Origin of the sequence: Mesorhizobium silamurunense (assembly GCF_014843825.1) — a bacterium.
GTDB lineage: Bacteria > Pseudomonadota > Alphaproteobacteria > Rhizobiales > Rhizobiaceae > Mesorhizobium > Mesorhizobium silamurunense.
Genome location: NZ_JHQR01000186.1, coordinates 1 through 11,464 on the forward strand (window position 1 = coordinate 1; position 11,464 = coordinate 11,464).

An 11,464-nucleotide genomic window follows, 5' to 3' on the forward strand; every position below is an offset into this window, starting at 1 on the left:
AGCAAGCGCCTGGATGGTCTGGGCAAGCAGCGTGTCGGCATCCGGCCCGAGGCAGAGCACGCGCCCGCGCGGCGAAAGCGACAGTGTGTTCGCTTCGCCGGTCGGGCCCGGCAGGTCGACCTGGCCGAAATCGAGGCTCGCCGCGGCGGCAATCGCCGCCGCCCCCTTGCCGCGCAGATGCTTTCTCAGGATCGCCACGCGATCCGGCCGCGTCGACCAGCCGCGCAGCGTCGGATCCGGCAGATTGTCGGCGAGTTCGGTCGCCGTCACCTTATGGCCTTCGCCGACCTCCGTACCGGCCTCCGGTCCCTTGCGGAAGCGGCGCAGATAATGCGGCCCGCCGGCCTTCGGCCCCGTGCCCGACAGCCCTTCGCCGCCGAAGGGCTGCGAGCCGACGACGGCGCCGATCTGGTTGCGGTTGACATAGATGTTGCCGGCATGGATGCCGTCGACGAAATGCTGCACGCGGCCCTCGATGCGGGTGTGCAGGCCGAAGGTCAGGCCGTAGCCCTTGCGGTTGATAGCGGCAATCACCGCATCGATATCGTCGGCGTCGAAGGTCGCAACATGCAGCACCGGGCCGAACACCTCGCGCTCCATCTCCTCGATGCCCTTGACGCGGAAGACGTGCGGCGCGACGAAGCGCCCGTTCTTCGGCGCCTCCAGCTTGGCGACCAGTCGGCCCTCCAGCCCCTTCTTCGTACAATAGTCGCTGATCGAGCCTTGCGCCTCGTCGTCGATGACCGGACCGACATCGGTCGAGATCGCCCACGGATCGCCGACGGTAAGCGCTTCCATCGCGCCCTTCAGCATTTCCAGCATCTTCTTCTCGACGTCCTTCTGGATATAGAGCACGCGCAGCGCCGAGCAGCGCTGGCCGGCGCTCTGGAAAGCGGAAGCGAGGATATCGCGCACCGCCTGCTCGGGCAGCGCGGTGGAATCGACGATCATGGCGTTCAATCCGCCGGTTTCGGCGATCAGCATGGCGTCGGGCGCCGCAGTCTCGGCCAGTTGCTTCTCGATCAGCTTGGCGACCTCGGTCGAGCCGGTGAAGCAGACGCCGGCGATGCGCGGGTCGGCGGTGAGCGGCGCGCCGACCGAGGGGCCGTCACCCGGCAGAAGCTGGATGACGTCCTCCGGCACGCCGGCCTCGCGCAGCATCTCGACGGCGCGGAAGGCGATCAGCGGGGTCTGTTCGGCGGGCTTGGCGATCACCGAATTGCCGGTGACCAGCGCCGCGGCGATCTGGCCGGTGAAGATCGCCAGCGGGAAATTCCACGGCGAGATGCAGACGACAGCGCCGCGCGCCTCGGTGCCAGCTTCGGCACTCGCCGCCTCGGCTGCGTAATAACGCAGGAAGTCGACTGCCTCGCGCACTTCGGCGACGCCGTCGGCCAGCGACTTCCCGGCCTCGCGGGTGGCCAAAGCGAAGAACTCGGCGGCATTGGCCTCGTAGAGGTCGGCGGCGCGGTTGAGGATCGTGGCGCGCTCGGCAACCGGGCGTTTTGCCCAGGCTGGCTGCGCGTCGACGGCGATGCGCACGGCGGTCGCCACCTGCTTGGCCGCCGACTCATGCACGGTGCCGACGATCTCGTCGGGCTTTGCCGGATTGACGATCTGGCGCTGCTTGCCGTAGCCGGCGGCGCGCGTGACCGGCTTGGCGTGCCAGCGGTCCGCTCCGGCAAATTCCGCCCTTGCTCTGTCGATGGCCGCAAGCGTCACCGGATCGCTGATGTCGAAACCTTTGGAATTGCGCCGGTGGGCGCCGAAGATCGCGGCCGGACGCGCGATCGCCGGATTGGCGGCGGGACCTTGGCTTTCCACTGTCTCAAGCGGATCGCGGGCGATCTCCTCCGGCTCGACCTCCTCGTCGGTCAATTGATGGACGAAGGAGGAGTTGGCGCCGTTTTCCAAGAGCCGCCGTACCAGATAGGCGAGCAGATCGGAATGCGCGCCGACCGGCGCGTAGATGCGGCAGCGCGTGCCTTCGGACTTGCGCACCGTCTCGTGCAGGGATTCGCCCATGCCGTGCAGGCGCTGGAACTCGAAGGAATTGCGATCCTTCGCCATCGACAAGATCGCCGCCACGGTATGCGCGTTGTGGGTGGCGAATTGCGGGTAAATGCGGTCGGTCATCGACAGCAGTTTCTTCGCACAGGCGAGATAAGAGACATCGGTGTTGGTCTTGCGGGTGAAGACCGGATAGCCGGTTAACCCAAGCGTCTGCGCTCGCTTGATCTCGGTATCCCAATAGGCGCCCTTCACCAGCCGTACCATGATGTTGCGGTCGTATTTTTTCGCCAGCGCATAGAGCCAGTCGATGACGAAGGCCGCGCGCGAGCCATAGGCCTGGACGACGACGCCGAAACCGTCCCAGCCGGCGAGTTCCGGTTCGGCCAAGACCTTTTCGATCACGTCGAGCGACAGATCGAGCCGGTCGGCCTCCTCGGCATCGATATTCAGGCCCATGCGCGAATGCCGCGCGGCGAGCGACAGCGACAGGAGCCGCTCGGCCATCACCGGTAGCATCTTTTCTTTCTTCGCCACCTCATAGCGCGGATGAAGCGCGGATAGCTTGACCGAAATGCCGTGGTTGTAGCGGATGTCGGGGCCATTCGAACCGGCGTCGAGCGAAGAGATCGCGTCGGCATAGGCCTTGTGATAGCGCAGTGCGTCGGCCTCGGTACGCGCCGCCTCGCCCAGCATGTCGAAGGAATAGAGATAGCCCTTCTGCGTCATCGGCCGGCCGCGCTTGACCGCTTCGGCGATGGTGCGGCCGAGCACGAACTGCTCGCCCATTTCGCGCATCGCCGCCGCGACGGCCTTGCGGATGACCGGTTCGCCGAGCCTGCGCACCATGGCGCGCAGCGTGCCTTCGATGCCGCCCTCGCCTTCGTCGAGCACGCGGCCGGTAAGCATCAGCGCCCAGGTCGAGGCGTTGACGAAGATTGAGCTCGAACTGCCCGAATGCGCCGACCAGTCATGCGGCGCGATCTTGTCGGCGATGAGATCGTCCATCGTCTCGGCGTCGGGCACGCGCAGCAGCGCCTCGGCCAGGCACATCAGCGCCACGCCTTCCTTGGTCGACAGGCCGTAGGCGGAGAGAAAAACCTCCATCAGCCGAGGATCAGTCGAGCCACGCACAGCGCGCACCAGATCGGCGGCGCGGGCCGAGATCGCCTTGCGCTCCTCCGCCGAAAGCCCGGCCGCAGCGGAGAGGCGCTTCACCGCCTCGTCTTCGTCGGGCAAATAGTTGGCGCGGATCTGCTGGCGGATGGCATCGAGCGGCATATCGGGTCCATGAAAGCGAGCATTAGGGAGCGGTCTGGCGATCACCGGACCAATTGGCGCAAGCTAGCACAATTGGAAATCTAGGTCGGTCCAAAGAAATCGCCACGATAGTCTGATCGAACTATGATATATGGCTCCTATCCGTCAATTTCACTATGAAATCGATGATCGAAGATCAATTGGACCGCATCGACCGCAATATCCTGTCCGCGCTCGGGCGCGACGGCAGGCTTTCCATGTCGGAGTTGGCGACCAGGGTCGGCCTGTCGAAGACGCCGGTGCAGGCGCGGGTGAAGCGGCTGGAGAAGGACGGCTATATAAGGGGCTATCGCGCGATCATCGACCGCGAACGCATGGGCGAAGGCCATGTCGCCTTCGTCCAGGTGAAGCTTTCCGACACGCGCTCGACCGCGCTCGACGCTTTCAATCGCGCGGTGCAGGGCGTGCCGGAAATCGAGCAGTGCCATATGATGGCGTCGAGCTTCGACTATCTCCTGAAAGTCCGCACCACCGACATCGCCGCTTATCGCCGCGTGCTCGGCGAGCGCATCTCGGCCCTCCCCCACGTGGCGCAGACCTCGACCTTCGTGGCGATGGAGACGGTGAAGGACCGATAGCTACTCGGACAGGGTCTTGAGAAACGCCACCAGCGCCGCCCGCTCTCGATCCGACAGATCGAGCGGATGGACTTCCGAAACGCCTTCGACGCTGGGCGCTGCCTTCGAATAATGCGCCACCACTTCGTCGAGCGTGGAAAACTGTCCGGCATGCATATAGGGCGAACGGGCGGCCGCGCCCCGCAGCGACGGCGTCTTGTATGCGCGCACCAAATCCTGCCCATCCTTCACCATGAAACGCAGCTCCCGGCAAGCGCTGGCGTCGCCGTCGCGGAACTTGCCGAAGCAGTTGAACGGATCGGCCTGAACCTGAGCCACCGCGTCGACCCGGCCGCGATCCGGCGGCAGATCCTTGACTGGCGGCACGCCGGTGTTGTGGAAAGAGTTGTCGGTGAAACGAGGCCCATTGTGACAGGTCACGCAATTGGCCTTGCCGATGAACAGCCTCAGCCCGAGAATCTCTTCCGCCGAGAATGCCGCGTCGCCTTGCGGCTTGCTGTCGGTCGCGAGATCGATGGCGAAGCGGTCGAAACGCGTCTGTTGCGGCTCGATTGATCGCTCGAAGGCGGCGATTGCCTTGCCGATATTGGCAAAGACACGGTTGACGTCCTCATGCTCGCTGGCCGGCATTGCGTTCCATGCCGCCTTTTCGGCATCGGTGCCGAGAGGGCTGGCATTGGCCGGAACTGCCGACAGATCGGGCAGCGGTCCGAAGATTCGCTCATAGCGCTCGCCGAACCGGTTCTTGATGTAGTGCGCGAAGGCAGCGCGGTTGCCGGCCTGCTCGAGCGGATTTTCGAGCGGCGTCAGCGCCTGCGCCCAAAGGCTGTCGCGCCGTCCGTCCCAGAAGAACCAGGGATCGCGCGCCACGCCGGCCAAGGGCATGGTGCGCCGGTTGGTGCGGCCGACGCCGACGGCCTGCGGCAGGTCGTCCTGGAATTGGCGATCGATCTTGTGGCAGGTCGAGCAGGACACCGTGCCGTCGCGGCTCATGCCGACATCGAAGAACAGCGTCGATCCGAGCGCTGCCGCGGCCGGCACATCTGCGTACTGGTTCGTGGTGTCCGCTTTAAGCGCCGGCAGCGTGTTCAACGCCAGCGAAGCGATGGTCTTCTTCTCGGCGTCGCTGAACTCGGGCTTGCCGCAGCCGCCAAGCAAAGCGAGCGCGGCCAGAGCGGAAAGGCTTGCGACGCGGGCAAGACGCCTCATCGGCCGCTCACAAGACGATGTTGAAGACGACGGAATCGGACCCCGCCGCCGCTGAGATGCCAAAGCGCAGCTGCCACCAGCCGCTCATCGTGAATTTGATGCCGTCGATGCGGTAGCGTCCCCCGCCCAGATAGTCGGTCGCCTGCGGACTGGTCGGCAGGCCGTGATTGTGCTGCGGCATGCCGCCCGAGACGGTGATCGCAGCACCCTCCACCGGGGCGCCGGCGGCGGTTTTCAGCGTCAGCAGCCAGGACTGCAACTCGCCTTGCCGGATGACGCCGCGCTCCGGCTCGAAGCTGGCGACAAACAGCCCGCTCGCCGTCTTCTTGGAGCGCGACGTGTCGGGGCCCGGTGCCGAGTGCGGCGCCGTCAGATAGACGACTGCCAGGATGCCGACCAGCAGGGCAGCCAGACCGAGACCCGCAAGAATGTAACGCCATATCGATGCCAAACCGGTTCCTCTTCGGCTGATAACGTCACGGGCTGCATGCAGCATCCCGTCCCGCCTGTGGGAAATCGCTTCTGGCGCAAATATCGGCCTTAGCCAAGCATGGCGCTAGCGGTTGCAAAAAGCTACAGCAACAAAGCCTTAGGAGGATAAGCCGAATGGAAGCCAATGGTATCGCGTCGATCGGCGAATGCATGCTCGAACTGTCGGGCCAGGCAGGGCCGAACTGGCGCATGGGCTTTGCCGGCGACACCTTCAATACGCTATGGGCTCTGCACGCATTGAGCCCGAACCGGCCGGCGACCTATGTCTCCGCCTTCGGCGACGATCCCTTCTCCCGCGATCAGATCGGTTTCTTCGCTCAGAACGGCATTGGCATCGGCAACAGCCCGGTCATTGCCGGTGCCAGACCCGGCCTTTACGCCATCACGCTCACCGGAGCCGAGCGCGCCTTCACCTATTGGCGAAGCGATGCCGCGGCGCGCCAACTGGCCTCAGATCCTGCTGCGCTGGCGAAAAGCCTTGAAAGCCAGGCGCTTGTCTATTTTTCCGGAATCACCCTGGCAATTCTCGATGAACCGGCGCGCAAGACGTTGCTGGCGGCGGTCGCCATGGCGCGCGCGGCAGGCTCCCTCATCGCCTTTGATCCCAACTATCGTCCACGGCTCTGGCAGAGCCGCGAGACGGCGCAGGCCGCGATCCTCGAAGCCTTGGCGGTTACCGACATTGCGCTGCCGACCTTCCCTGACGAACAGATGCTCTTTGGCGATATCGCGCCGCAGGCGACCGCCGAACGCATGGGCAGGTTAGTCGGCGAGGTCGTCGTCAAGAATGGTGAACAACCAGCATTGATTGCCATGAATGGAGCCTTGCAAACAGTGGGAGCCGTGCATGTCGCCTCGCCCGTCGACACCACTGGCGCGGGCGATTCCTTCAATGGCGGCTATCTGGCAGCACGGCTCTCCGGCCACGCGGCCGCCGACGCGGCTCGGCGCGCGCATCAAGTGGCCGCCGCCGTCGTGCAGGTTCGCGGCGCGTTGGCGCCATTTGAGACGCTTCAAGCAGCGTCTGCCGGCTGAGGAAGCCTGAACCTGTATTCCGTCACCTGACGGTAGATCTGGCCAGGCCACAGCGTAGCCTGCGGGAAATAGGGCCGGTTCGGCGCGTCGGGCCAGGCCTGCGCTTCGAGGCAGAAGCCTGAAAAGGTTTTGTAGCGGCGGCCGTCGAGCCCAGGCGATGTCGGCGCCACATACTGGCCGATATAGAGCTGCAGGCCGGGTTCGGTGGTCCAGACTTCCATCTCGATGCCGGAATTGGCGCCTTGCACCCAGGCCGCCTGGTGCAGCGGTCCACGGCTCGAGGCGAGGCAGAAATTCACGTCGTAGGGAAGCTGCTCGCCTTCCGTTTCCATGCGCAACGGCCTCGCCTGGCGGAAGTCATAAGGTGTGCCGTCGACCGGCTTCACCGCCCCGGTCGGGATCATCTCGCTATCGACGGGTGTGTAGGCGCCGGCATTGAGCATCAGCCGGTGGTCGAGGATGTCGCCGGCGCCACCGTCGTCGAGATTGAAGTAGGAGTGCTGCGCCAGGTTGCAGAGCGTCGGCTCCTCGCATGTGGCGGTCAACTCCATGCTGAGCGTGCCGGGAATCTTCAGCCGGTAGGTGCAGGTGACGTCCAGCGCCCCTGGAAAGCCCATCGTGCCGTCCGGATCGTGCAGCGTCAGCGTCACGAAATCGCGGCCATGCAGCGAGACGGTCCATGGCCGGTGGAAATAGCCTTCCGAGCCGCCGTGCAGCGTGTGCTTGTCGAGGAAGTTGCGCTCCGTCTGGTAGCGCTTGCCGGCGATGGTGAAGCGGCCGTCGCGAATGCGGTTGGCGAAGCGGCCGACCACGGCGCCGAAATAGGCGCGATCGGTCTCATAGGGTTCGAACCGGTCGTAGCCCAGCACCAGCGGCGCGTCGTGACCGGTAAGCCGCAAATCCTGGATGATCGCGCCGAGCCCGATGACGTTGGCGGTCAGCCCGCCGCCGCGGATGGTGAAACGGCGAACCCGCTCGCCCGCCTGCGTCGTACCGAAGACCTCGCCGTCCTTCATCGCTGTGCCCGAAAACGTCAGTTCATTGATCCGCGGACTATGCTGGTTGCCTCCGGCGGGGGCAGACCAGGTGCCTGCCCCACCGGTGGCTGGCAGTCAGAGGCCGAGCCCGCCGATGCAGACATATTTGGTATCGAGATAATCCTCGATGCCCTGATGTCCGCCTTCTTTGCCGAGGCCGGATTCCTTGACGCCGCCAAACGGCGCTTCGGGGGTGGTGATCAGGCCCTCATTGACGCCGACCATGCCGTATTTCAGCCCTTCCATGACGCGGAAGGCGCGGCCGAGATCGCCGGTGTAGAAATAGCAGGCGAGGCCGAACTCGGTGTCGTTGGCCAAGGCGATCGCTTCTTCCTCGGTCTCGAACTTGAACACCGGCGCGACCGGCCCGAAGATCTCTTCCTTCATGAAGCGCATCTTCGGCGTCGCATCGGCGATGACTGTCGGCTGGAAGAATGAACCGCCAAGCGCATGGCGCTTGCCGCCGGCGACGACCTTGCCGCCCTTCGACGTTGCATCGGCGATCAGTTCCTCGACCTTCTCGACTGCCTTCTCGTCGATCAGCGGCCCCTGCTGCACGCCTTCTTCCAGGCCGGAACCGACCTTGAGGCTGTCGCTGGCGGCGGCGAGCTTCTCGACGAACTTGTCATAGACGCCCGCCTGGACGAGGAAGCGGTTGGTGCAGACGCAGGTCTGGCCGGAATTGCGGTACTTCGCGGTGATGGCGCCGGTGACGGCGCGATCGACGTCGGCATCGTCGAAGACCAGGAACGGCGCGTTGCCGCCGAGTTCCATCGACACTTTCTTGACCGTGACCGACGACTTCTGGATCAGGATCTTGCCGACCTCGGTCGAGCCGGTGAAGGTGATCTTCTTGACCAGCGGATTGGCACAGATCTCGTCGCCGATCTCGCCGGCCGAGCCGGTCAGGATGTTGATGACGCCCTTAGGGAAGCCGACCTCCTCGGCGAGCGCGCCCCAGGCGAGGCCGGAGTAAGGCGTCTGCGAAGCCGGCTTGACCACGGCCGTGCAGCCTGCGGCCAGCGCCGGACCAAGCTTGCGGGCGAGCATCGAGGACGGGAAATTCCACGGCGTGATGGCGGCGATGACGCCGACCGGTTCCTTTGTCACCAGGATGCGGCGGTCGCCCCAGGGCGACGGCACGATGTCGCCATAGGTGCGGCGGCCTTCCTCGGCGAACCACAGGATATAGCTCGCGGCCGAGCCGATCTCGCCCTTGGATTCGAACAGCGACTTGCCCTGCTCGATGGTGAGCAGCTCGGCCAGCACGTCCTGATTGTCCATCATCGCATCGTGCAGCTTGCGCAACAGCTTCGAGCGCTCGAGCGCGGTGGTCTTGCGCCAGCTCTTGAAGGCTTCCTCCGCGGCCTCGATGGCGCGGCGCGTTTCTGCCTTGCCCGACTTCGGCACGGTGCCGATCTTGAGGCCCGTGGCCGGATTGTTGACGTCGACGGTCTGGCCGCTGTCGGCCTGCACCCATTCGCCGTTGATGAGATTGGCCTGGCGCATGAAATGACTGGTTTTCTGAAGCATGGTCTGGCCTCCGTTCGGCGCGCTGATCGGCCGTTTTTCTGGATATTCGATGGGCGTGCAAGGCCGCACGCTGGCGCATTGCTCTTACCTAGGGAAAGCCCGGCAAGCAATCACAAGATGGCATATAGGGGTTAGGCCAGCAAAGGCGAGAGCCGGCTGGGCTAATGGCCCTAGCCGAACACGTGCACGACCACTGTCAGCCAGAACGACGTGGTCAGCACCGCACTTGCTGTGGCGATTGTCATCTGGTTCGACGCCAGTGCCTGGCCGGTGTTGAACTGGACGGCGATGAGATAGGAATTGATGCCGGAAGGCAGCGCCGCCGCCACCACGGCCACCTTTGCCGTCAGCGGCGGCAGGCCGAGCAGCCAGACCAGGAGAAGCACCAGCGCCGGCATCAGGAAGAGCTTCAGCGCCGACAGCGCGAGCGCCGGCCGGATGTTGCCCGAGATGCCGAAGCGGCGCAGGCTGAGCCCCATCGCAAACAGCGCCACCGGTCCGGCCGTATCGGCGAGCGCGTCGACCAGCCGCCCGATCAGCGCCGGCAGCGGCGCGCCGGTTAAGCGCCAGGCAAGCCCCGCCAGAATGCCGATGATCAACGGATTGACGAACAGCCGCCTCAGAAAATTCCTGACGACGCGCAGCGGATGCACCGGTTCGCTGCCGCCACGGCCGAACATCTCGAACAGCACGATCGAGGCCATCATCATGACCGGCAGGTGGATGGAGACGAGCAGCGACAAGACCTCGAAGCCGTTCGGGCCGAAAATGCCGAGGATGAAAGGCGCCCCGAGCAGCACGACATTGGAATAGGCCGAGGAAACGCCGCCGACGATTCCCGCGCGGGCATCCCGGCCGAAGATGCGCGTCGTCACCAGATGGCCGGCGGCCCAGGTGACGGCGACCGCGGCAAAGTAGACGCCCCACAGCGACCATGGGGCCACACCGTGGAAGTCCGACTTCACCATAGTCTGGAAGAGCAGCAGCGGCATCGCCACGTTGACGGCGAATTCGGATATGCCTTCGCCGCTTGCCGGCTTCAGATAGCCGGTGAACCCGGCGAGATAGCCGAGCGCGACGAGGCTGAAGACGAAGAGGACGGTTTCGGTGAGCGGAGTCATTTTTGGGGCGGCGACATTTTTCCCGTGATAGGCGAGCGCGGATCGCGGTGCAATCGGGCGCTCGCGGAACGCCTCAGCGTCGACCACCGGTTCCTCCGCTTGTCTTCTGACCGGCTTTGCGGTCCCTATATGCCATTCACGGCCCCGGCCTTTCTGGGACCGTCAAAGGACTCTCGATGCTGCGACTTGCCCTGGCACTCTTCCTGTTTGTCGTTCCGAGCATTGCCCACGCAACCGATGCGGGCTGGGCACTGCTGCGCGACGGCGGCCATATCGTTCTGCTTCGCCATGCCTTCGTCACCGGGGCGACCGATCCGGCGAATTTCGACATCGGCAACTGCGCCACTCAGCTCAACCTGTCGGAACGCGGCAAGCAGCAGTCAAGCCGCATCGGCGCCCTCTTCGCGGCGCGCGCGGCGCCAATAGAGCGCGTGCTCTCCAGCCGCTACTGCCGCTGCCTCGATACGGCCCGCATCGCTTTTGAGGCCGAACCGGAACCGTTTGCGCCGCTCGATCTGCTCAAGACCGACCCGGAGCAGAAGGCTGCCCAGATGGAGGCAGTGATGAAGGAGATCCGCGGCTATTCCGGTTCCGACAATCTGGTGCTGGTCACGCATCTGGAAAACATCGTGGCGCTCACCGGCATCGCACCACGCGAGGGCGAAGCCGTGGTCGTGGCGCCGGAGGGCGACGGACTCAAGGTGCTCGGCCGCGTCACCTTCTGAGGGCGTCGGCCTGCACGGCTCAGGACTGTTGCCAAAATGCCACCGCCGAAAGAAGCCGCAAATCCGCCGCGACAATGCCGCTTGCGACAACCCGTCGCAGGGTCTATAGGCGCGCTCCCGGTCACGAAAACCGAAGCGAGCAGAACGGTTGGAGCTTTCGTCTCCGCCCGCGCAGGCGGCTTTGCCGCGCTGTGTACGGCGCCGTTTCGGAGTGTTGGGACTTGCGGGTGTAGCTCATGGAGAGCGCCGGATTTGGGTCCGGAGGCAGGGTTCAATTCCCACACCCACGACACGGATAGCTCAATTGGTTAGAGCATCAGACTCATAATCTGACTGTCGAAGGTTCGAATCCTTCTCCAACGGCCTGATAAGCCGAGGTCCATTCTGGACACATAGGTTACGGT

At 64.7% G+C, this 11,464-nt stretch carries 9 protein-coding genes and 1 tRNA gene; 4 read left to right on the forward strand and 6 right to left on the reverse strand.

All coding sequences use genetic code 11. From position 1 onward, the window contains the following. A partial coding sequence (gene putA / locus DH10_RS20740; protein ID WP_192385278.1) for a bifunctional proline dehydrogenase/L-glutamate gamma-semialdehyde dehydrogenase PutA occupies positions 1-3,291 on the reverse strand: 3,291 nt, incomplete at its 3' end. 164 nt (positions 3,292-3,455) lie between these two features. On the opposite strand from putA, the gene DH10_RS20745 reads away from it, so the two are divergent. Beyond that, the gene (locus tag DH10_RS20745) at positions 3,456-3,908 is read left to right on the forward strand and encodes an Lrp/AsnC ligand binding domain-containing protein (protein ID WP_192244845.1); all 453 of its coding nucleotides are present in this window, start codon (positions 3,456-3,458) and stop codon (positions 3,906-3,908) included. Here the strand turns inward: DH10_RS20745 and DH10_RS20750 are convergent, their stop codons facing one another. Together DH10_RS20750 and DH10_RS20755 are read right to left on the reverse strand one after the other, a co-directional pair. Further along, entirely contained in the window at positions 3,909-5,117 is a 1,209-nt protein-coding gene (locus DH10_RS20750) for a cytochrome-c peroxidase (RefSeq protein WP_192244784.1), read from the reverse strand. Between the two features lie 7 nt (positions 5,118-5,124). Beyond that, positions 5,125-5,568 (reverse strand): FixH family protein, encoded by a 444-nt coding sequence (locus tag DH10_RS20755; RefSeq protein WP_192244782.1) that lies wholly within the window; start codon positions 5,566-5,568, stop codon positions 5,125-5,127. A 155-nt stretch (positions 5,569-5,723) separates the two neighbouring features. Here DH10_RS20755 and DH10_RS20760 point away from each other — a divergent pair, with 155 nt between their 5' ends. Continuing rightward, positions 5,724-6,644 carry a sugar kinase gene (locus DH10_RS20760; RefSeq protein ID WP_192244780.1) on the forward strand — a complete coding sequence of 307 codons (921 nt, stop codon included), beginning with the start codon at positions 5,724-5,726 and terminating at the stop codon, positions 6,642-6,644. Here DH10_RS20760 and DH10_RS20765 read toward each other — a convergent pair. The 3 genes from DH10_RS20765 to DH10_RS20775 form a co-directional block, all read right to left on the reverse strand. Beyond that, positions 6,623-7,660, reverse strand: coding sequence for an aldose epimerase family protein (locus DH10_RS20765; RefSeq protein WP_192244778.1), 1,038 nt, complete (start codon positions 7,658-7,660; stop codon positions 6,623-6,625). The genes DH10_RS20760 and DH10_RS20765 overlap by 22 nt on opposite strands. Positions 7,661-7,756: 96 nt before the next feature. Further along, positions 7,757-9,214, reverse strand: a complete 1,458-nt coding sequence (locus DH10_RS20770; protein WP_192244776.1) for an NAD-dependent succinate-semialdehyde dehydrogenase — start codon at positions 9,212-9,214, stop codon at positions 7,757-7,759. Positions 9,215-9,384: 170 nt separating this feature from the next. After that, positions 9,385-10,335: an AEC family transporter gene (locus DH10_RS20775; RefSeq protein ID WP_192244843.1), complete on the reverse strand. Its 951-nt coding sequence runs from the start codon at positions 10,333-10,335 to the stop codon at positions 9,385-9,387. 176 nt (positions 10,336-10,511) lie between these two features. Between DH10_RS20775 and DH10_RS20780 the strand changes: the two genes are divergently transcribed. Both DH10_RS20780 and DH10_RS20785 read left to right on the forward strand, forming a co-directional pair. After that, a complete protein-coding gene (locus tag DH10_RS20780) occupies positions 10,512-11,060 on the forward strand; it encodes a histidine phosphatase family protein (protein ID WP_192244774.1) in 549 nt (182 codons plus the stop codon). A gap of 292 nt (positions 11,061-11,352) precedes the next feature. After that, positions 11,353-11,420: transfer RNA gene (locus DH10_RS20785), tRNA-Ile, on the forward strand. The last annotated feature ends 44 nt before the right edge of the window (positions 11,421-11,464 follow it).

Excerpts from the sequence above, each read along its gene's own strand:
- DH10_RS20745 (WP_192244845.1), top strand. The coding sequence starts at position 3,456 with ATGATCGAAGATCAATTGGACCGCATCGACCGCAATATCCTGTCCGCG.
- DH10_RS20750 (WP_192244784.1), bottom strand. The coding sequence starts at position 5,117 with ATGAGGCGTCTTGCCCGCGTCGCAAGCCTTTCCGCTCTGGCCGCGCTC.
- DH10_RS20760 (WP_192244780.1), top strand. The coding sequence starts at position 5,724 with ATGGAAGCCAATGGTATCGCGTCGATCGGCGAATGCATGCTCGAACTG.
- DH10_RS20765 (WP_192244778.1), bottom strand. The coding sequence starts at position 7,660 with ATGAAGGACGGCGAGGTCTTCGGTACGACGCAGGCGGGCGAGCGGGTT.
- DH10_RS20770 (WP_192244776.1), bottom strand. The coding sequence starts at position 9,214 with ATGCTTCAGAAAACCAGTCATTTCATGCGCCAGGCCAATCTCATCAAC.
- DH10_RS20775 (WP_192244843.1), bottom strand. The coding sequence starts at position 10,335 with ATGACTCCGCTCACCGAAACCGTCCTCTTCGTCTTCAGCCTCGTCGCG.
- DH10_RS20780 (WP_192244774.1), top strand. The coding sequence starts at position 10,512 with ATGCTGCGACTTGCCCTGGCACTCTTCCTGTTTGTCGTTCCGAGCATT.